Here is a 21,335-nt window from a genome sequence, read left to right as displayed (position 1 = left end):
ATGTCAATATACTTAGACCAAATAGAAAAAAGGAAACGACTCGAAGAGGCCACACTCATAGAGACGTTTGAGAAAGCCACCAAACGACTGGGCATCAATGGCGGCAGTCACCGTCATAAGCCCAAGCCTACCGACAATACCGCGCTGCGCCAGGTGATAGACGCGCTTGGTGTGACAGGCTATGAGCTTACCAACGACGGTATTTCCACGCCACAGGAGCAGCTTGCCACCATACTGGAGCCTCGCGGCATCATGATGCGTAAGGTGAAGCTTACAGACGGATGGTGGAAGGTAACAATAGGACCGATGTTAGGATATGACAAGGACGGCGGGCTGACTGCCCTGCTGCCCACACGATGGGGATTCGGATACACCTTCACCGACAAGGACGGACATACCGTGAGCGTCAACAAGACCACGGCTAATACACTGAGCCGACACGCCGTATGCTTCTGCAAGCCCCTACCCGACCATAAACTCACAAACCGCGATCTCTTCATCTATGTGGCAAAAGCCATGTCGCTGACCAACTTCATGCTGCTGCTCGCGGCGGCACTGATACTCACGCTCTTCGGCATGTTTACACCTATGGCCAACAAGATGATCTTCGACATGGTGATACCAACAGGCGAGGCAAACGACCTGCTGCCCATCTTCGGGCTGCTCGTCGGCGCAGGCATCGGCACCATGCTCTTCTCGCTCACACGCAACCTCTGTACCGAGCGAATACGACGCACCGTGGAGATGCATCTGCAAAACGCCATTATGGCACGCGTGTTTTTCCTCAGTCCGAAATTCTTCTCTAAAAATTCCTCGGGCGAGCTGACATCGAGAATAAATAACGTGGCTACATTATGCAACCTTATGAACGATAGTATTGTTGGCACAATGCTGACATTGGCTTTCTCTGTAGCCTACCTCGTACAGGTATTCCTATACGCCCAGTCGTTGCTTGCTCCTTCGATCTGCCTGATGGTATTGCAGACCATAGCCATAGTCATATATTATCGCAGCATAGTGAAGGCAAGGTCGCACTACATTGAGGAATACAGCAAGCTCAGCGGCACGGAATACGGCATGCTGGCGGGAATACAGAAGCTGAAACTCACGGGAAGCGAACAACGGGCCATGACACTCTGGCTTGACAAATACACCAATGCAGTCCACCCGCTGTATAACCCTCCGTTCTTGCGCCGGCTGATGCCTGCACTGCTGAAGCTGTGTAACGTAGGCGGCACGGCATTGCTGTTCTACTTTATCCTGGTAAACAACGTATCCACAAGCGACTATATAGCGTTCTCGTCGGCATACGGCATGATCACCGCAGCCATAACGGCCTTAGTAGCCATCCTGCCCGAGATGGCGCAGATATCTCCTTCGCTCAACAGTCTCAAGCCATTGCTCGAAGCGGAACCGGAGATAGAGAAAAACGCGCCGCAGATAGATGACCTAATGGGAAGTATCGAGATGAACAACGTGTCGTTCAGATACTCAGACGACGGACCTTTGGTGCTCGACAACATCAGCCTGTCTATCGCTCCCGGCGAATATGTGGGTATTGTGGGCAAGTCGGGCTGCGGCAAATCGACACTGATGCGACTGCTCCTCGGTTTCGAACAACCGCTGAAAGGCGGTATCTACTACGACAACTACGACATCTCGAAGGTTGATAAGACCAGTCTGAGACGAAAGATAGGATGCTGTCTGCAGAACGGAAGCCTCTTCACCGGCGACCTGTTCAGAAACATCACCATCACCGCCCCATGGGCTTCACACGACGACGCATGGGAGGCACTGAGGATGGCCGACATGGAAAAAGACGTGAGACGGATGCCCATGGGACTGCACACCGTGGTGGTAGAAGGCGGCTCTGGATTCAGCGGTGGACAGAAACAAAGACTGCTCATCGCACGTGCCTTGATAGGACGTCCAAAGATCATCTTCTTCGACGAAGCTACGTCAGCCCTCGACAACATCTCGCAGAAACAGGTGAGCGACAACCTCGACACGCTAAACTGTACGAGAGTGGTCATTGCCCATCGACTGTCCACCATCAAGAACTGCGACAGAATAATTGTCCTTGACAAAGGACATATAGCCGAAGAGGGTAACTTCGATCAGCTCATGGAGCAAAAAGGCATGTTCTACGAGATGAGCCTCAGACAGATGTGATTAATCTTTATATATATAATAATGTATAGGAAACTTTTTTTCATAGCTACGGTAATAGCAGCAATGACAAGCTGCAGCAACGGCGGCAATGGAGCTGCCGAGAAAGACGCTGTAGATACAGTGAAGGTGGATACCCTGAAACGGGGCACCTTCGACGAACCCTTCACGGCACAAGGCAAGGTGAAGGCAAGTAAGTATGCTGATCTCGCTTTCGAGACTTCACTGCCAATAAAAGCCGTGTATGTAAGAAACGGCCAGTCGGTGACAAGCGGACAACGCATTGCCGAACTCGACATGTTTAAGATGAGCAATGCCATCGAACAAGCGAAGAAACAAGTAGAACAAGCAAGACTAAACATGCAGGACGTGATCATATCGCAAGGATATGACCCCGACAAGCCGCAGACAGTGCCCGAGAACATCAAACAGCTCGCACAGGTGAAAAGCGGATACAGCCTCGCACTCAGTCAACTCGATGCCGCAAAACACGACATAGGGTCGGGCACGCTCACTGCACCCTTCGCCGGCGTGGTAGCCAACCTCTCCATACAGCCTCATTCCATCTCTCAGGCAGGTACCACCGTTTGCCGCATCATAGCCACAGACGAGATGGAGGTGGAGTTTAAGGTGATGGAAGGCGACCTCTGCATTGTAAAGGTCGGTTCCATGGTGACCATCACGCCCATCGCCACCAAAGCCGCACAATATGAGGCACGGGTGATGGACATCAATCCTATGGTGGACGAGAACGGAGCCGTCAGCGTGCGGGCAAAGCTAAAGGCAGACCGCAACCTCTTCGACGGGATGAATGTAGAGGTGAGCTTCACTCGACACATAGAGAATGTGACCATTGTACCACGACAGGTCATCGTCATCAGAAACGGCAGACATGTGATATTCACCTACGACAATGGCGTGGCACGCCAACACTATGTGTCAATAAGACACGAAGCGAAAGGACAGTGTGTCGTGGAGACTGCTGACGACCTGAAAGGCAATAGCCTTCTCGTCGTGGCAGGACATGAGACCATCTCCGAAGGAGAGAAGATAGCAAGAAGTAAGTAACCACAAAATGGGACGCGAGAGATGAGACGACTTTTCTTCATAGTAACACTAACGGCCGCCACACTTGGCGTATCGGCACAACGCAAGGTGACGCTCGACCTCAACCGTACGGTAGCTCTTGCCACCGACAGCTCGCTGACGGCAGAGAAATACCGCAGCGTGCTCGACACTTACCGCTTTAGCTTCCTCGCATGGCAAGCCAGCCGCAAGCCACAGATAACCCTTGATGCCACCCCTCTGCAATACGAACAATATATGGTGCAGAGATATATAAGCGATGAGGACCGCGACACTTACCGCGAACAGCAGATGCTATACAGCGAGGCGGCAGTGGGAATGACACAGGACATTGAGGCTCTTGGAGGAACGCTCTACGCATCCACCGGATTAGGCTTCCTGCATACGTTCGGCGGCGACACTAACTACGACCAGTTCTCAACCGTACCCATAAAGGTCGGTTACCGACAAGACCTCCTTGGGTTCAATGCCCTGAAATGGAGCAAGAGACTCGAGCCATTGAAACTCAAGAAGGCAGAGAAGGCCTACGCCTACAACTTAGAGTCAACGGCAGCAGAAGCCGTCGATCTCTTCTTCCAACTCGCCCTGGCACAAGACCAGTTGCGTATGGCTGAAGAAAACCTCCAGACATGCGACACGATCTACGCCATAGGCTGCCGGCGCTTTAAGATTGCCAGCATCTCAAAGGCAGAACTGAGCATCCTCGACCTGCAAAGGACAAATGCCACGAACACCATGGAGAATGCGAAGATACTACGCGACAAAGCATCAAAACAACTCGCCACGTTCCTCGGCATGGAACGTGATACGGATATTGAACTCATCATTCCCACAAACCATTCGCCAGTGAAGGTGGACGCAGAAGAAGCTCTAAGATACGCGAGAGAAAACAATCCCGCATTCATCGAGACAAGGCAAGCTGTGGAAGAGGCACGCATGGAAATGGAAAAGGCAAAAGTGGAACGACGACTGAGCCTCAACATCGACGCCAGCATAGGTCTTAACCAGGTAGCGGACAAATTCTGGGATGCTTACCGCAGTCCCCTCAGACAAGAGAAGGCTATGGTGACCCTCTCGGTACCACTGAAAGACTGGGGAAAACGCAAAAACAACTATCTGCAGGCTCAAAGCCGACTCAGCACAGCAGAAAAGGAGCTGAGCGAAGCTACACGTGACACGGAGCTCGACGTAGTGACCAGTGTGGACGACTACAACAAACGGCACGACTTGACCGCAAACTCACGCAAGTCGCTCAACATAGCCCAGGAAGCATACGACGCCATGCTCACCCGATTTATCAAGGGTCAAGCCACCGTCAACGACCTCTCTCTTGCACAAAACTACTGGCAGACGGCACGCCAAAACTATACACAGAGCCTCCAAAACTACTGGACTGCTTTCTACAGGCTGCGTCAGCTCACTCTCTACGACTTCAACAAGCGGAAGACAATAGAACATAACAAACAATAAACACAAAACATAGATTATTATGGACATAACAGTTTACATAGCAGTAGCACTGGCACTATTGTCTGCCATAGCCATTCTTCTCGTGGTTCGCTCACGAAAAGTGTTTGAACAGAAAACAACAACACTTACCACCCTCGTTGACACCTGGGCAGAGCAAAAGCAACAGGAGAGCGAGACGGTGGCAAAAGAAGCAGCAGAAGAAGAGCCACAGACCGACACACAGGAAAAGTCAAATGAGCTATTCTCGAGAATAGTAAAACTCATGGAAGAGGAAAAACTATACACCAACGAAGAACTCTCTCGCGACATGCTTGCAGGTAAACTGTGCACTAACTACAAATATGTGGTGAAGGCAATAAAAGACTCCACCGGAAACTCCATAACCATATTTATCAACGACTACCGACTGGGGCACGCCAGCCGACTACTGCGTGAAACAGACGAAAGCATAGCAATAGTAGCGGAGCTTTCCGGTTTTTCCCACCGCTCGCTGACACGCCATTTTCAGGCAAAATTCGGCATCACCCCTTCTGAATATAGGCGAAACCACAGAAAATAGTGGCCAAAACGGGGAAAAAGCACTTTTTTCCCGAATTGACCATCATTTTTCCCGTTTTGTCTCGTCGATTTGAAAAAATAAGCATAATTTTGCAGCAGAATTCAAAACAACATGTCTAACATTTAAAAATTACAATTATGGAAAACAAAGAAAAGATCGTTCTCAACGAAGAACAGCTGAATGAGGCTAATGGTGGTACTGTGCTTGCTAAAAAAGCAGTTGCTAATGACGACGAGCTCGACAGCGTATGTGGTGGAGCTGGTAAAAGATGCAACATTAAGGCAGATGAACGCCAATTAGGCATTTTATAACAGACATCGACAAAAATGAAAAAGGTACATCTTCATTAAAAAAAGCATCAGTATGATTTCAGTCATTTTCATCTTATCATTCGTTATAGTGGCAGCTATCGCAACCTTTGCATACTACCAGAGGCGGATCGCACAGGCGGATAAGGCCATCAGGCGACTTGAGGCTGACATTGCAGAGATGGACGCCAAAACTGCAAAAAGGAAGCATGCTGATAGCTCGTGCAAGAAGATTTGCCTCAACGACTCGTCATTATCTATGGCTGCAGCTGCCGGCGTTTTCAACAAAGGCAAAGATTTTATTAACAACAACAATAAAACTATTTGATTATGACAGACCATAAGAATTTTGACGAGAAGAAAAAAGCTCTTGACGAGGAAGCTCTCGACGAAGTGTCTGGTGGTAAGTTTGTTTTGGCAGGACTTAACACAGGTGCAAAAAAAGTACCGGAACCAGAAATCCTCAAGACAATAAAAGTTTAACCATTTACACAAAGAAGCGGAAGGAATCACTTTCCGCTTCTTTTTTATAAAAAAACATTGCACAAAGAACAAGTTTTGTGCACAATTAATAATCAAATGTGCACAAAAAGATTGTTTTTCTTTGCCAATTGAAAAAAAAAGTGTAATTTTGCAACCTGTTGTATAAAAGCAAATAACAAATAACAATCAATATTTAAAAATGAGTTTGAAAATCGTTGTACTTGCCAAGCAAGTACCAGACACAAGAAACGTGGGCAAGGACGCCATGACAGCCGAAGGCACAGTCAACCGCGCCGCCCTTCCCGCCATCTTCAATCCAGAAGACTTGAACGCTCTTGAGCAGGCTCTCCGTCTAAAAGAGCAGAACCCTGGTTCCACCGTCGGTATTCTGACAATGGGACCTCCCCGTGCGGCAGAGATTATCCGCCAGGGGCTCTATCGTGGTGCCGACACCGGTTGGCTGCTTACCGACCGTCTGTTTGCCGGAGCTGACACTCTCGCCACTTCTTACGCCCTTGCTACAGCCATAAAGAAGATTGGTGATGTAGATATCGTCATCGGCGGTCGTCAGGCTATCGACGGCGACACGGCTCAGGTAGGTCCACAGGTGGCTCAGAAGTTGGGTCTCAACCAGGTGACATACGCTGAGAACATTGAGAAGTGTGAGGACGGCAAGCTCACCATCCGCCGTCTCATCGATGGCGGAGCCGAGACTGTGGAAGCGCCTATGCCTGTAGTAGTGACAGTAAACGGAAGTGCAGCTCCCTGCCGTCCATGCAACGCGAAGTTGGTGATGAAGTACAAGCGTGCCACAGCTCCTATGGAGCGCACCGAGGACATGCCATATAAGGAACTCTACGACGAACGTCCATACCTGACCCTCAATCAGTGGTCGGTGGCAGATGTTGACGGCGACCCACAGCAGTGTGGTCTGAGCGGTTCTCCCACGAAGGTGAAAGCCGTTAAGAACATCGTCTTCCAGGCAAAGGAGAGCAAGACTCTCACTGGCAGCGACACTGATGTTGAAGAGCTCATAAAGGAATTGTTGAACGAGAAGATTATTGGATAAAGAGGAGAAGGGATAAAGGAAGATTTAAGAAGTAGGATGTATTGGAAGTTAAAGAAGTTAAGGAAGTTAAAGAAGTTAAAGAAGTTAAAGACATTAGTTCTTGCGCTCCAGTTCCTTAACAGAAGGTGACATAACATTTGTCATTAACTTCCTTAACTTCTTTAACTTCCTTAACTTCCCCCAATCTACAAAAAAAAGAATATGAACAACGTTTTTGTATATTGCGAAATCGAAGGCACACTGGTGCAGGAGGTTTCACAGGAACTTTTAACAAAGGGCCGCAAACTGGCCAATGAACTTGGTGTTGAGCTGCATGCTATAGTAGCAGGAACGGACATAAAGGGCAAGGTGGAAGAGCAAATCCTACCATACGGAGTTGACAAGCTCTTCGTGTTCGACGGTGAGGGACTCTTCCCTTATACCTCTGCTCCACACACCGACATTCTCGTAAACCTCTTCAAGGAGGAACAGCCACAGATCTGCCTTATGGGAGCTACAGTCATCGGTCGCGACCTCGGTCCACGTGTGTCTTCTTCACTCACCAGTGGATTGACAGCTGACTGTACCGAGCTCGAGATTGGCTCTTACGAGGACAAGAAGTCTGGCAAAACCTACGACAACCTGCTCTATCAGATTCGTCCTGCCTTCGGTGGTAACATCGTGGCAACGATTGTCAACCCCGACCATCGTCCCCAGATGGCTACCGTACGTTCTGGTGTGATGCAGAAGGCTGTCTATGACGGACAGGCTAAGGGCGAGGTGGTATATCCAGAGGTATCAAAGTATGTATCTGCCGAGGCTTACGTCGTTAAGGTGCTCGACCATCACGTAGAGGCTGCCAAGCACAACCTCAAGGGTGCGCCCATCGTGGTAGCCGGAGGATATGGCGTAGGCTCAAAGGAAGGTTTCGACCAGCTGTTTCAGTTGGCGAAGGTTCTCCACGGTGAGGTCGGTGGTTCACGTGCCGCCGTCGATGCCGGATGGATAGACCACGACCGTCAGATAGGTCAGACTGGTGTCACCGTCCATCCTAAGGTATATATCGCCTGCGGCATCAGCGGTCAGATCCAGCACATCGCCGGAATGCAGGATTCAGGCATCATCATCTCAGTGAACAGCGACCCCGAGGCTCCAATCAACAAGATAGCCGACTATGTGATAGTAGGTACCGTTGAGGAGGTCGTTCCGAAACTGATAAAGTATTATAAGCAGAATAATAAATAAAAAAACATGGCAAACTATTATAGTGACCATCCGGAATTTGAATTCTATTTGAATCACCCGGAAATGAAACGTATCGTTGAACTGAAGGAACGCAACTTCGCCGATAAGGACCAGTACGCCGACGCTCCCGTTGACTTCGACGACGCTATCGAAAACTACAAGCGTATGCTCGAGATTACAGGCGACATCGCCGCTAACATCATCGAGCCTAACTCCGAGGACGTTGACCTCGAAGGACCACACCTCGTGGACGGACGCATGGTTTATGCTTCCAAGACTTTCGAGAACCTCGACGCTACGCGTAAGGCAGGCCTTTGGGGCGTGTCTATGCCACGCCGCTACGGCGGTCTCAACATGCCTATCACTCCCTACTCTATGGCTTCGGAGATCGTATCGGCTGCCGACGCTGGATTCCAGAACATCTGGAGCCTTCAGGACTGTATAGAGACCCTCTATGAGTTTGGCGACGAGGAGCAGCGCAAGAAGTATATACCTCGTGTGTGCGCCGGCGAGACAATGTCGATGGACTTGACCGAGCCTGATGCCGGTTCCGACCTCCAGCGTGTGATGCTGAAGGCGAGCTACGACGAAGAGAACAAGTGTTGGCGTCTGAATGGTGTGAAGCGTTTCATCACCAATGGCGACTCCGACATCCACCTCGTCCTTGCCCGTTCTGAGGAAGGCACCCACGATGGTCGCGGTCTGTCGATGTTCATCTACGACAAGCGCGACGGCGGCGTTACTGTTCGCCACATCGAGCACAAGCTCGGTATCCACGGCTCTCCTACCTGCGAGCTGGTATATAAGAACGCGAAGTGCGAGCTCTGCGGCAGCACACGCATGGGACTTATCAAGTATGTGATGGCACTGATGAATGGTGCTCGTCTCGGCATCGCCGCTCAGTCGGTGGGTGTATCGCAGGCAGCCTACAACGAAGGTCTTGCCTATGCCAAGGAGCGCCGCCAGTTTGACACCGCCATCATCGACTTCCCGGCAGTATATGACATGCTCTCACGCATGAAGGCGAAGCTCGATGCTGGCCGTTCGATACTCTATCAGACAGCACGTTACGTAGATATCTACAAGGCTCTTGACGATATCGCCCGCGAGCGCAAGCTCACTCCAGAAGAGCGTGCCGAGCAGAAGAAATACACCCGTCTGGCAGATGCCTTCACTCCATTGGCAAAGGGTATGAACTCAGAGTATGCCAACCAGAACGCCTACGACGCCATCCAGATCCATGGTGGTTCGGGCTTTATCATGGAATACAAGAGTCAGCGTCTCTATCGCGATGCACGCATCTTCTCTATCTACGAGGGAACGACACAGCTCCAGGTGGTGGCAGCAATACGTTACATCACCAACGGCACCTACCTCTCTATCATGAAGGAGATGATGGAGCGTCCTATCTGCGATTGCGCCGCACCTATGCGCGAGCGTATCGGCAAGCTCATCGCCCTCTATGAGGATGCCCTCAACTACGTGAAAGAGCAGAACGACCAGGCCCTTCAGGACTTCCTCGCACGCCGTCTGTACGAGATGACAGCCGACATCATCATGTCGCTCTTGCTGCTTGAGGACGCCACCCGTGCTCCTGAACTCTTCAAGAAGAGCATCAATGTCTTCGTTCGCCATGCAGAGGCAGAGTGCACAGCTCACCATGCATATATCAAGGCCATGAAGGCTGACGACTTGGAGAATTTCAAAGCATAATACCCATATCATAGTTGTTGGGGAAGTTATAGAAGTTAAAGACAAATGTCATGCAAATAGTTTTCTACGAACATCACTATTGTCTTTGACTCCTTTAACTTCCTTAACTTCTTTATCTTCACCAACCTCTTTGACGTCTTTAGCTCCCCCAACTTCTTTAATTTCAATTACTCCCCTCAAAAACATGGAATGCCTCAACTGTCACACCGACTTTATCGGCAACTACTGTCCCTCTTGCGGGCAACCTGCCTCCACGAAACGGTTTACGATAAAGAATACCTTGATGTCAACCCTTGAGGTTTGGGGCATGGGCAACCGCAGCCTTCCTCGCACCATTTTCCAACTGTTCACCCGTCCTGGAAAGATGATAGGTGAATATCTTGACGGTAAGCGTATTCCCTATTTCCCGCCAGTGAAGATGCTGTTTGTACTCTGTATCTTCATCTCCGTTGAGACGATGCTGATAGGCAGGACAACAGTGAAGGACGAGGTGGAAAAGGAGAACTGGATGGGTAACGACAACAAGGGGAACCCAAAGGCCAATGAGGAGATGAACCATACTATCATCGAGATCTTCGGGATAAAGGTGACGCCAGGCAGTGCCTTAAACGGCATAAAGAGCACGATAAAATGGTTTGACGAACACAAAGCCATCGAACTGATCTGTCTTCACTCGTTCTTTATGTTCGCCACATGGAGGGTGTTCCGCAAGGCTCCACTGCGTCCCAAGACGACATTGGCCGAAAACTTCTACTCGCAGGTGTTAATAAGCTCTCAGATGGTGGCATTGTCGATACTCTATCTTCCCTTTGCCAACAACGCGGTTTACACCTTCTATCCCTTACCCTCGCTGGTGCTTTTCGCCCTTTTGGTATGGGACTACAAGCAGTTGTTTGGCTTCCCTTGGCGAAAGACCATACGTCTGACTATTGTCATGCACATATTGTGTTTCTTCGCCTTTATCATCCTTCTTTCTATCACTATCGGAGTAGTAGGAATGATTACAGGACTATTTGAAAAAATGATACAAATTCACAATTAGCACTTAAAACTCGCGACTATGAAAAATAAGATTTTCGCTTTGATTTGCCTTTTGTTTGCAGCCATCCAGATGATGGCAGAGGGAAAGGCAAAGTATGTGTTCTACTTTATTGGCGACGGCATGGGAGTAAACCAGGTCAACGCCGCAGAGACATATCTCGGTGCTCTGGAAGGACGTATCGGCATCAAGGAACTCTGTTTCCCGTCCTTCCCTTATACAGCCCTCGTCAACACACAGAGCGCCACCAATGGCGTCACTGACTCTGCCGCCGGAGGCACCGCCCTTGCCAGTGGCAACAAGACGCGGAACGGCTGTCTTGGCGTACTGAAAGACAAGGAGACCCCGTTCTCTTGTATCGCCGACTGGGCACGCGATGCCGGTGCTGCCGTGGGCATAGCAACCAGCGTGAGCGTCGATCATGCCACACCAGCAGCCTTCTATGCGCATGTGGGCGACCGTGGCAGTTCGTATATCATTGGCCAGCAGCTCGTCAATAGCGGCAACGACTTCTATGCCGGTTCCGACTTCGTGTCGCCGAAGAACCCTCAGGAGGGCGGTCCCGACCTCTATCGCCAGGCAGCAGACAAGGGCTTTACCATTGCCCGCGGATATAAAGACTACCAGAAAAAAGCAGGCAAGGCAAGCCGCATGATACTCCTTCAGAGCGAGGAGGCAAGCAAGTTTGACCGCCACAGCATACCGTTCGCTATCGACCGCACGAAAAAAGACCTCACACTCACCGACATCACTCGCGCCGCCGTCAACTTCCTCACAAAGAAACAATCCGAGAAGGATGGTTTCTTCCTTATGGTAGAGGGAGGAAAGATAGACTGGGCATGTCATGGCAACGACCCTTCGTTCATCCACGAGGTGATAGACATGGACAATGCCATACGCGTGGCTTACGAGTTCTATCAGCAGCATCCCGACGAGACCCTCATCGTGGTCACTGCCGATCATGAGACTGGCGGACTGGTGCTTGGAAGAGGCAGGTATGAGCTTCATCTCGACCTTCTCAGCCATCAACGCATGAGCATCGGCAAACTCGGTTTCATGCTCCATGGCCTTCGTGAGAAACACGGAAATAATTATACATGGGACTTGGCAAAGGCCTTCCTGACCGAGAACTTTGGTTTTTGGGACAAGGTAAAGCTCACCGACAAGCAGACAGCACGTCTGAAAGAGGCTTTCGAGAAGGTGCTCGCCGGCAAGGGCAAAGACACCAAGACGCTCTATCAGAGCGACGATGAGTTTGCCTCGACCGTACGTGCCACAATATGCGAATGTGCTCATATCGACTGGGGAAACACCGGTCATAGCAACGGCTACGTACCTTGTTTTGCCATCGGTGCCGGAGCAGAAAAGATCCACGGACGTATCGACAATACGGAGATCTGTAAGCGTATTGCGGAGGCTGCAGGATGGGAAGGGGGGAAATGAAGGACACAATAATCTCACTGAAACACAATAAATCGCCTATTCCTGCGTTTTATTCAATGTATATTGAATAGAAAAGAGCACCATTGAATAGGGTGAAATACATAATACTATCGTTGGCTTGCATATGCGCCTTTGCGGCGCCACAAGTCAGGAAGACGTCACGACAAGTGAATACACAAAGAGATTCCCTTGTCGTGACGGATAGTGATATTGTGCCCGACTCAGCCGCAAAGTCCAGATGGAGGGTGAGAAGGACGGCACCCCTCACCGCAGATGACCTCGACTCCATAGCCATCGACCTCAAGACTCCCGACAACCTCTCGGAAGTGGCGGAATACAACGACTCCACCGGATTTTACTATATCGGTACGAAGATAGGCGACTCCTATCTCAACACCCCCATGCTGCTCACTCCCGAGGAATATCAGAAATGGACTGAGAAACAGGCTCTTAAAGAGTTCTTTAAGAAGAAAAATGCCGAAAACGTAGCAAACAAAGGCAAGGACAAGTTCTCTTTCACCGACATGCACTTTGACCTTGGACCCGCAGAGAAGATCTTCGGTCCTGGAGGCGTGCGCATAAAGACACAGGGAACGGCCGAGCTGAAACTCGGCGCCACCCTGAAGAATATCGACAACCCTTCGCTGCCGATACGTAACCGAAAGACGAAGTCAATTGACTTCGACGAGAAGATCAACCTCAACATGACAGGTAAGGTAGGCGACAAGGTGAACATGAACCTCAGCTACAACACCGACGCCACCTTCGATTTCGGCTCAAAGAATCTCAAACTGAAATACGAGGGCAAGGAAGACGAGATAATAAAGCTCGTGGAAGCAGGCAATATCTCGTTTCCCTCCAACTCGTCGCTCATCAAGGGCGCGTCGTCGCTTTTCGGTATCCGTACCGACATGCAGTTTGGAAAGCTGAAGCTGCAGACCGTGCTCTCACAAAAGAAGTCGGCCACCAAGAGCGTGTCGTCTAAGGGAGGCACACAACTCACTCCTTTTGAGATCAACGTGGCTGACTATGAGGAGAATCGCCACTTCTTCCTCGCCCACTATTTCCGCGACATCTACGACAAGGCCATGTCAACCCTCCCCAATATCACCACCGGTATAAAGATCACACGTGTGGAGATATGGGTGACAAACAAGACGGGAACGACAAGCAACTCACGCAATGTCATCGCACTCACCGACCTCGGCGAAGGGGCACACGTGAGCAAGCCCCTCTGGGGCGGCGACACCTCACTGCCTCCATCCAACACCGCCAACAGCGAGTATCAGCAGATGACCACCCAGTATGCCGATGCCCGCAATATCGACAAGACCTCATCGGTGCTTGCTACTATTCCCGACTTTGAGGGCGGAGTGGATTACGAGAAGGTTCAGAGCGCACGTCTTCTCACCTCGTCGGAATATACCCTGAACTCCGCACTCGGATACGTCAGTCTGAAGAGCACACTCCAGACCGACCAGGTGCTTGCCGTGGCATACGAATACACTCTTGGCGGACGCACATACCAGGTGGGCGAGTTCTCCACCGACCGTCAGGACGCCTCTGAGGCATTGTTTGTGAAAAGTCTCAAGAACACCAACAACAGTCCTGCCGCCCCTAACTGGCAACTGATGATGAAGAACGTGTATTACCTCGCCTCCTCGGTAGAGAAACAGAAGTTCCGTCTCGACGTGAAGTACAAGAGCGACACCACAGGTGTTTATCTCAACTATATCCCCGAACCCAACGTCAAGGAGCAGACCCTTGTCAGACTCCTCGGTGCCGACCGCCTCGACAACAACGACAAGCCGAACCCTAACGGCTATTTCGATTATGTACAAGGCTATACCGTGAGCAATGGCCGCGTGTTCTTCCCTAAGATAGAGCCGTTCGGACAATATCTCATCACCCAACTCGTCAATGCCGGCATGGACTCGGAAAAGGCAAAGGAGTATGCTTTCACCGAGCTCTATACCTCCACCCGCACCACGGCAAAACAGATGACGGCAAAAAACAAATACCTGCTTGCCGGACAGTTCAAGGGTTCGTCGGCAAACGTCATCTCGCTTGGTGCGTACAACGTACCACGAGGTTCGGTGGTGGTGACGGCAGGCGGACAGGTGCTGACAGAGGGCAGCGACTATACCGTTGACTACTCAGCAGGCGAGGTGACCATCCTCAACCAGAGCATCATCGATGCCGGCACGTCGGTAAACGTGTCGTTGGAGAGCGACACTGAGTATGGCATGCAGCGTAAGACTTTGATGGGTCTTAACTGGGAGTATGACTTCTCTAAAGATCTGCAGATCAGCGGTACGTTCCAGAAGCTCTCCGAACAGTCGCTGACCTCCAAGGTCACCATGGGAAGCGAACCGCTCAGCAATATGTTGTGGGGATTCAACCTCAACTGGAAACACGAGAGCCAATGGCTTACCGACATGCTCGACAAGCTACCACTGCTCCATCTCACCAAACCGTCATATATCTCCTTCACCGGCGAGTTTGCGCAACTCATTGCCGGACAGGCAGGAGGCACGCAGGATAACGCTTCTTATATTGACGACTTCGAGAACACGAAAAACAATATCAGTGTCAGCGACGCCAAGTCGTGGACACTCTCCAGCGTGCCCACCCTCTTCCCCGAACATAGCGACAAGAGCACCCTTGCCAGTGGCTTCAACCGCGCACAGTTAGCGTGGTACACCATCGACCCACTGTTCACCTACCGCAGTTCGTCGCTCACCCCGGCACATATCAAGAGCGACCTCGAACAGCTCTCCAACCACTATGTACGTGAGGTCTATGTCAGCGAGCTCTACCCCAACCGTGACCAAAGCACCTATAATGGAGCCACCTCCACCCTGTCGATACTCAATCTCGCTTACTACCCCAAAGAACGTGGCCCCTACAACTTCTCCACACAGATGAACACCGACGGCAGCCTGCGCTCGCCACAGACGAAATGGGGAGGAATGATGCGTAAGCTCGACACCAACGACTTCGAACAAGCCAACATCGAGTACATCGAGTTCTGGCTCCTCGACCCGTTTATCTACTCACGCGACAAAGCCGACGGCAACAACTATGGCGGCGACCTCTACATCAACCTCGGCGAGGTGAGCGAGGACATACTGCGCGACGGAAAGAAGTTCTACGAGAGTGGAATGCCCGTCGATGGCACCAGCAGTTTCACCACCACACAGTGGGGAAAGATCCCCGTGCAGGCCACACAGACCTACGCTTTTGCCACCTCTGCCGGCTCGCGCGAGAAACAAGATGTGGGCTACAACGGACTTACCGACGCCGAGGAGCAGACGTTCGACAGCTATGCCGACTTCCGCGCCTTTGCACAGAGCGTCACCAACGACAGCATCCGCAACGCATGGCAAAAAGACCCCGCCAACGACAACTACCACTACTATCGTGGAGCTGACCTCGACGAGCGGAAGGCTTCTATCCACGAACGCTACAAGCGTATCAACAACCCGCAAGGCAACTCGCCCGACAACGACACAAATACCGAGGGCTACGACACCTCGTACAAGACCACACCCGACGTGGAAGACATCAACCAGGACTACACCCTCAACGAGTATGAGCGTTACTATCAGTATCGTGTGAGCATCCGTCCAGAAGACTTTTCAGAGGAACGCGTCGGCCAGAACTACCTCTCAGAGATACGCGAATCGCTTGCCCCACTGCGCAACGGCAACAAGGAGAAGGTGAAATGGTATAAGTTCCGTATTCCGCTCTATGCCGCCGACCGCGAGAAGGTAGGCTCCATCAGCGACCTCACCTCCATACGTTTCATGCGTATGTTCCTCACCAACTTCGAACAGCCTATCATACTGCGCTTCGGTAGTCTCGACCTCGTGCGTGGCGAATGGCGGACATATGAGCAGGAGCTCGACGCACAGGCGGCAGCAGGCACCCTCGAGACCAGTGCCGTAAACATCGAGGAGCATACCAACAAGACACCGGTCAACTACGTGCTGCCTCCAGGCATCAGCCGCGTCACCGACCCCTCACAGCCACAGTTGGTTGAGAACAACGAGCAGGCTCTCAACCTCACCGTAAAGAACCTCCAGCACGGAGAGTCGAAGGCCGTATATAAGACCACCTCCCTCGACCTCCGCCAGTACAAGCGTCTGCAGATGTTTGTTCATGCCAACGCCCTCCAGCCCAACACCACCTCGCTGCAGGACGACCAGCTCGCCGTGTTCATCCGCCTCGGCTCCGACTATCGTAACAACTATTACGAATACGAGATACCGCTGAAGCTCACTCCCGAAGGTAACTACGAATACCTCTCGGCAGACAGCCGACGCAAGGTGTGGCCCGAAGACAACCTCCTCGACATAGAGCTCTCGAAGCTCACCGCCCTGAAGAAAGCACGCAACCAGGCACGTGCCAACGGAATGGCGTCATACAACAAGGCTTACACCGAATATGACAACGAAAAGCCTAACAACAAGATGACCATCATTGGTAATCCCTCTGTTGGAGAGGTGAAGACGATGATCATCGGTGTAAGGAACATCTCGCCTAACGCCAAGTCGGGAGAGGTGTGGGTCAACGAGTTACGACTATTAGAGTTTAACAACAAAGGCGGATGGGCGGCATCGGGAACACTCAACATGCAACTATCCGACCTCGGCACCGTCAACCTTGCAGGCCGCATCACCACCGACGGCTTTGGCGGCCTGGAGGAAGGCTTGTCACAACGCTCCACCGACGACTATAAGACATATAGCGTCACTGCCAACCTTGAACTCGGAAAGTTCTTCCCTGACAAGGCGAAGGTCACCGCACCACTCTATTACTCAGTGACAAAGGAAGAGACACGCCCACGGTATAACCCGCTCGACACCGACATGCTTCTCGACGATGCCCTCGAGTCGGCCCTCGACAGTCATGAGCGCGACTCCATCGAGTCGATAGCCGTGACTCGCAACACCACGACCAACTTCTCGCTCTCCAATGTCCGGGTGGGTATAAAGACTAAACGTCACCCCATGCCTTACGACCCAGCCAACTTCTCCTTTAGCTATAGCCATTCACATCGCTACAACACTGGCGAGACCACCGTATGGGAGCGCGAGGACCAGTGGCGTGGTGTGTTCAACTATAGCTATTCGCCCGTATATAAGACTTTCGAGCCGTTCCGCAACATGAAGGGGAAGAGCAAGTGGCTCGCCTTCCCTAAGGCTTTCGGTCTCAACTACTTGCCGCAAAGCGTCACCTTCAACAGCGAGATACTGCGCAACTACTATGAGATGCAGGAGCGCGACCTCGAGTCGTCTGCCGGCTCCAAGCTGCCGCTCTCGTTCAGTCAGCAGTTCCTGTGGAACCGTGAGTTCTCCATACGATGGGATCTCACCAAGAACCTGCGTGCCTCGTTCCAGAGCTCCACCCATGCAGAGGTGGAAGAGCCTTATATGGCAGTAAACAAAGACCTCTATCCCGACCAGTATGCCCAATGGAAAGACTCCGTAGGGCGCAGCCTCCGCAACCTCGGCACTCCGCTCGAATATCAGCAGTCGTTCACCTCGTCTTACCAGCTGCCGCTCAACAAGCTACCCATACTCAACTGGCTCAATGCCAATGCCACATATAACGCCACCTACTCCTGGGCACGTGGTTCGGAGATGGAGGATGGCACCTCGCTTGGCAACACCATCAGCAACAACCGCAACCTCAACCTCACGTCGGCTCTCAACTTCGAGTCGTTATACAACCTCTTCCCGTTCCTGAAGAAGACTAACGACCGTTTCAAGAAAAACAATACGACGACCAACAACAAGAACAGCAAAGCCTCGTCGCGGCGCCTCGCAGCAGGAAAGAAGAACGACGAAGACGCGAAGCAGAACGCCCTCTTGCCGCTAAACAAAAACACTTTCCAGAAGGAGGTGACCTTGAAGGCCGACACCACCGTCACCCTCAGACACAACAAGAAGAGCAAGCGTATCATCGTGACGGCAAAGACCGCCGACGGCCGCACCTATGCCATCAACTATAAGGTGAAGGACGACAACACCATCATAATACGCAATCAGGACACGACGAAGATCATGGTCAGCGTCACGCCTAAGCAACCGTTGGAAAAACAGTGGTGGTACAACTCGCTCCAGCATGTGTCGCGTTTCCTGATGATGGCGCGCAGCATGAACATCTCTTACCGCAACCAGCAGTCGATGACCATTCCAGGCTTCACCCCTACCATCGGCGACATGCTCGGACAGCGCACCGGCAATGCCATGGCACCAGGTCTGGGCTTCGCCTTCGGCTTCGTGGGAGAGAACTATCTCAACAAGGCACTCGACAACGGATGGCTGCTCTGTGCCGACAGTGTGGCAAGTCCTGCCACCATCAACAATACTGAAGACCTCCAGCTGCGCATGACGCTCGAACCCATACGCGACCTGAAGATAGACCTCAACGCCAGCCGCACGGTCAACAAGGCAAAGAGCATACAGTACATGTATGACGGCATGCCCACCACACAGAGCGGCTCGTTCAATATGACCACCATCAGTCTCAAGAGCGCACTTGAGGGTATGGGCAACGCCAACAACGGCTACAGGTCGAAGTCGTTCGAACAGTTCTGCTCATCGCTCGACGGGTTCCGCTCCCGCGTAGAGGCTCAGTATGCCGACGCCCTCTATCCTGCCGGCATGACCGATGCCAACGGAACGGTCATCGGCGGGTCGAAGTTCAATCCAGAGATAGGCACCGTCCGTCAGTATAGCGCTGACGTGCTCATCCCCGCCTTCCTCTCTGCCTACACCTCCAGCGGCGGTTCGTCGCTCGACATCTTCCCTGCCCTGAAACGCATGTTGCCTAACTGGTCGTTGCGTTATACGGGATTATCGCGCCTGCCTTGGCTCAGCGATCATTTCAAGACAGTCACCCTGCGTCACGCCTATAAGAGCGTGTTCGCCATAGGCAGCTACGCTTCCTTCAGCACCTTCCAGGAGTATATGAACGGTCGTGGCTTCATCACCGACGCCACCACAGGCAATCCCGTCCCCAATTCCATGTACAATATCAGCACGGTGAGCATCAACGAGTCGTTTGCACCGCTGCTCGGCATCGACCTTACCATGCACAACAACCTGACGTGCAAGCTCGAATACCGCACCACACGCGTGCTCAGCCTCAGTATGACCAGCATCCAAATCAACGAGGCTCTCAGCAAGGACTGGGTGGTAGGCGCGGCTTACAAGTTGACCAACTTCAACCTCTTCACACCTCAGAAGTCGCGCAAGGTGCGTCCGGCAAAGGGAAAGAAAAACACTCAGGACAATGCCTCCAGGCAGACCACATCGCGTAGCGGCACCAACCACGACCTCAACTTGCGTCTCGACATCTCGTTACGCAAGCAAGCCTCCATCACACGCGACATTGCCACCATGACCTCCTCTGCCAACAGCGGCAACTCGGCATTCAAGCTGTCGTTCATGGCCGACTATACTCTCTCGCGCATGCTCACCCTCAGTGCCTATTACGACCGTCAGACCAACACGCCTCTGCTCTCGAGCAGCAGCTATCCCACCACCACCCAAGACTTTGGTTTGTCGCTAAAGTTCTCGCTTACCCGTTAGCCGTGTCTTTCTAACGGGATAAATTTTCTGTGTCTTTGTCGCCATCGAGATACTTGGCTATGTCTTCTTGCAACTGCAAGAACTGCGGACATAGCATGTATCCCATATTCTTCTTCAGCATCGTCTTCACGTCAGCGAGGCTGTTTTCGTAGCACGACATCTCGTTATGCATCTGTGTCTTGTGTACGGCAGTACGGCTTATCTCCGTCTCCCTTTCCTGTCGAAGCATGTTGCACACCTTCGACATTATCGGTGCCACGATAGTGTCAAACACGTGGTGTCCATGCATATAGAGATAGGTTGTGGCAGGCTTCACGCCAAGGTCAATTAGCTCTTTTCGCAGTCCTTCCACCGCCATCCTATGCTTTGGATAATGCTGTTGGAAATAGTGCACCTTACGCTCCACCTTATGCCTTAGATGGTCGAGGGCCACCTGTGGCTGGCGCACGTTCAGTCCTCCCAACTCCACGAGATGGTCAAAGTCAGAGAGGGAGAAATCCATATATCGCTCCGTTCGGTATGCCCATACCGACCATACAAAGAGCGGAAAACAAATCTCAGAATACTCACGCATGAAACGTCTGAAGTCGAAGATGGCATGATCGTTGAGTGTCACCATCACCGCCACGTTATGCAGGCTCTCGGCATAACACTGGTAGTTCTCTATGGCATAGACGTAGGTATGGAAGACATACGGACTCGACAACACCTTCTTGGATGTCGGAGTACGGCCCTGTAGAAGGTAGTCGTAGTCGGCATCCACACAGGCTATCATGTCGGGGCCCACACGGTTGCCAATGAAGTTCATGAGCACCGGCTTCTTTCCCCTCGCAAGTGCCTGCTTCGAGGGCAGCATCACCTCGAAGTAGCGTGTGTCGTCTTCAAAGCGGTTCAGCACAGTCCGCCAAAACAGCACGTCGTCGTAGCTCTCCACGTAAGCAACAATCTTACGTCTCGCCTTCTTCGACGTCATCCTGTTTGCCGCCTCCACATAACGCGAATTGATATTATCACTCAGTTTTTTTGCCATGGTCTTGTCATCCTTAATTCCGCAACACTATAGTTTAACATTATTTATAAGTGCCTGAGCAACAAAAAGTTGCCCAGGATTTTGCCATGTCAGAATTTTCACTTACCTTAGTGTTGCGAAAAGAAGACAAGCAAAACT

15 protein-coding genes are annotated in these 21,335 nt (G+C 51.6%); 13 read left to right on the top strand and 2 right to left on the bottom strand.

All coding sequences use genetic code 11. From position 1 onward, the window contains the following. From CIK99_RS01695 to CIK99_RS01660, 10 genes are all read left to right on the top strand, one after another. Nucleotides 1-2,172: an ATP-binding cassette domain-containing protein gene (locus CIK99_RS01695; protein WP_094379136.1), complete on the top strand. Its 2,172-nt coding sequence runs from the start codon at nucleotides 1-3 to the stop codon at nucleotides 2,170-2,172. Between the two features lie 21 nt (nucleotides 2,173-2,193). After that, nucleotides 2,194-3,237, top strand: coding sequence for an efflux RND transporter periplasmic adaptor subunit (locus tag CIK99_RS01690; RefSeq protein ID WP_094379134.1), 1,044 nt, complete (start codon nucleotides 2,194-2,196; stop codon nucleotides 3,235-3,237). A gap of 21 nt (nucleotides 3,238-3,258) precedes the next feature. After that, complete coding sequence (locus CIK99_RS01685) at nucleotides 3,259-4,725, top strand: TolC family protein (protein WP_094379132.1); 1,467 nt, start codon at nucleotides 3,259-3,261, stop codon at nucleotides 4,723-4,725. A 19-nt stretch (nucleotides 4,726-4,744) separates the two neighbouring features. After that, nucleotides 4,745-5,284 (top strand): helix-turn-helix transcriptional regulator, encoded by a 540-nt coding sequence (locus CIK99_RS01680; protein ID WP_094379130.1) that lies wholly within the window; start codon nucleotides 4,745-4,747, stop codon nucleotides 5,282-5,284. A gap of 137 nt (nucleotides 5,285-5,421) precedes the next feature. Further along, nucleotides 5,422-5,595, top strand: a complete 174-nt coding sequence (locus CIK99_RS15115; RefSeq protein WP_158215869.1) for a hypothetical protein — start codon at nucleotides 5,422-5,424, stop codon at nucleotides 5,593-5,595. Nucleotides 5,596-5,647: 52 nt separating this feature from the next. After that, nucleotides 5,648-5,920 carry a hypothetical protein gene (locus CIK99_RS01675; protein WP_094379128.1) on the top strand — a complete coding sequence of 91 codons (273 nt, stop codon included), beginning with the start codon at nucleotides 5,648-5,650 and terminating at the stop codon, nucleotides 5,918-5,920. A 2-nt stretch (nucleotides 5,921-5,922) separates the two neighbouring features. Beyond that, nucleotides 5,923-6,075, top strand: a complete 153-nt coding sequence (locus tag CIK99_RS15110; RefSeq protein ID WP_158215868.1) for a hypothetical protein — start codon at nucleotides 5,923-5,925, stop codon at nucleotides 6,073-6,075. Between the two features lie 199 nt (nucleotides 6,076-6,274). After that, nucleotides 6,275-7,144, top strand: a complete 870-nt coding sequence (locus tag CIK99_RS01670; RefSeq protein ID WP_094379126.1) for an electron transfer flavoprotein subunit beta/FixA family protein — start codon at nucleotides 6,275-6,277, stop codon at nucleotides 7,142-7,144. A gap of 201 nt (nucleotides 7,145-7,345) precedes the next feature. After that, a complete protein-coding gene (locus CIK99_RS01665) occupies nucleotides 7,346-8,368 on the top strand; it encodes an electron transfer flavoprotein subunit alpha/FixB family protein (RefSeq protein WP_094379124.1) in 1,023 nt (340 codons plus the stop codon). A 6-nt stretch (nucleotides 8,369-8,374) separates the two neighbouring features. Continuing rightward, entirely contained in the window at nucleotides 8,375-10,081 is a 1,707-nt protein-coding gene (locus tag CIK99_RS01660) for an acyl-CoA dehydrogenase family protein (RefSeq protein WP_094379122.1), read from the top strand. 48 nt (nucleotides 10,082-10,129) lie between these two features. Here CIK99_RS01660 and CIK99_RS15855 read toward each other — a convergent pair whose 3' ends face one another. After that, nucleotides 10,130-10,261, bottom strand: a complete 132-nt coding sequence (locus tag CIK99_RS15855; protein ID WP_256387380.1) for a hypothetical protein — start codon at nucleotides 10,259-10,261, stop codon at nucleotides 10,130-10,132. A gap of 4 nt (nucleotides 10,262-10,265) precedes the next feature. On the opposite strand from CIK99_RS15855, the gene CIK99_RS01655 reads away from it, so the two are divergent. The 3 genes from CIK99_RS01655 (at nucleotide 10,266) to sprA (ending at nucleotide 20,167) form a co-directional block, all read left to right on the top strand. Then, nucleotides 10,266-11,123, top strand: a complete 858-nt coding sequence (locus CIK99_RS01655) for a DUF3667 domain-containing protein (RefSeq protein ID WP_094379120.1) — start codon at nucleotides 10,266-10,268, stop codon at nucleotides 11,121-11,123. Between the two features lie 18 nt (nucleotides 11,124-11,141). Continuing rightward, entirely contained in the window at nucleotides 11,142-12,563 is a 1,422-nt protein-coding gene (locus tag CIK99_RS01650) for an alkaline phosphatase (protein ID WP_094379118.1), read from the top strand. Nucleotides 12,564-12,646: 83 nt separating this feature from the next. Continuing rightward, entirely contained in the window at nucleotides 12,647-20,167 is a 7,521-nt protein-coding gene (gene sprA / locus CIK99_RS01645; protein ID WP_094379116.1) for a cell surface protein SprA, read from the top strand. A gap of 10 nt (nucleotides 20,168-20,177) precedes the next feature. Here the strand turns inward: sprA and CIK99_RS01640 are convergent, their stop codons facing one another. Next, on the bottom strand, nucleotides 20,178-21,197 hold the full coding sequence (locus CIK99_RS01640) for a DUF4435 domain-containing protein (protein WP_094379114.1): 1,020 nt from the start codon (nucleotides 21,195-21,197) through the stop codon (nucleotides 20,178-20,180). Nucleotides 21,198-21,335 lie beyond the last annotated feature (138 nt).

Origin of the sequence: Prevotella sp. P5-92, assembly GCF_002251245.1 — a bacterium.
Classification (GTDB): Bacteria; Bacteroidota; Bacteroidia; order Bacteroidales; family Bacteroidaceae; genus Prevotella.
Note: the sequence above shows the minus strand (reverse complement) of the source record. Positions and strands in the feature narration are given on the sequence as shown.